The sequence below is a fragment of the Actimicrobium sp. GrIS 1.19 genome (assembly GCF_035984655.1).
Lineage (GTDB): Bacteria > Pseudomonadota > Gammaproteobacteria > Burkholderiales > Burkholderiaceae_D > Actimicrobium.
The window spans coordinates 1-1,012 of sequence record NZ_JAXCHT010000090.1; the positions used below are offsets into that span (position 1 = coordinate 1).

The 1,012-nt window shown below is 58.7% G+C and carries 2 protein-coding genes; both read left to right on the forward strand.

Annotated features, from left to right (window positions below):
• Positions 1-435: transposase (locus RCH09_RS19675; protein WP_326942833.1), on the forward strand; the 435-nt coding region annotated here is incomplete at its 5' end.
• Between the two features lie 29 nt (positions 436-464).
• Positions 465-1,012: helix-turn-helix domain-containing protein (locus tag RCH09_RS19680; protein WP_326942834.1), on the forward strand; the 548-nt coding region annotated here is incomplete at its 3' end.

Sequence of the window (1,012 nt, forward strand, 5' to 3'; positions counted from 1 at the left end):
TTTTCACGCGACCAGCGGTCGGTCACGGCGGTCGCGCTGGACATGAACATCAGTCACCATACGCTAAGATACTGGATGAAAAAGAAGTCATTGGCCGAACCCAGTGTATCGGCGACAAAAGAGAAGCGCCCCCAAGACTGGACCGCTGAAGAGCAGTTGGTCGCCTTGCATGAAACCCATGGCTTGACCGGGGAAGCCTTGCAAGCATGGTGCCGCGAACGGGGCGTATTCGCCCATCACCTGGCAAGCTGGAAGGCCGCGTTTTGCGCCGGCGGAAAAGAGGCCGTACCCGGTCCGCGCGAGATGCGAACATTGAAAGATGAGATCGCAAAACTCAAGCGAGATGTCGTGCGTAAAGACAGGGCTTTGGCGGAGGCGGCCGCGTTGCTGATCCTGCAAAAAAAGTTCCGCGCGCTGTGGGAGGACGAGGCGTAATGACTACCCTTTCAGAGCGCGACCAGGTAATGGAAATGGTCGCTGATGCGATGGTCGCGGGTGCGCGCCAGGCAAACGCGTGCGAAGTCATCTCGCTTAGCGAACGGACCTTGCAGCGATGGCAAAACGATCAGGCCGCCGGGGTCGGTGACGGTCGGCCTGCGCGAGTGCAAACGCCCAGCAATCAATTGAGCTTGCTCGAACGACAGCGCTTGCTCGCTATTGCCAACTCCGCTGAATTTGGCCATCTGCCACCGAGCCAGATCGTGCCGCGGTTGGTCGATCGCGGGCAGTACGTCGCCAGCGAATCGACGTTCTACCGCGTGCTCAAGGCTGAGAATCAGCTCAAGCACCGTGGCGCGGAAAGACCGGCGAAACTGCGCAGCAAGCCGCGTGCGCTGTCGGCGACGGCGCCGGCCGAGTTGTTCAGTTGGGATATCACCTACCTACCAACACAGGTCAAGGGGATCTATTTTTACCTGTACCTGTTCATGGATATTTTTAGCCGAAAGATCGTCGGCTGGCAGACATACGACGTCGAGAGCAGTGAACTGGCCAGCGAGGTGATGCGTGACAT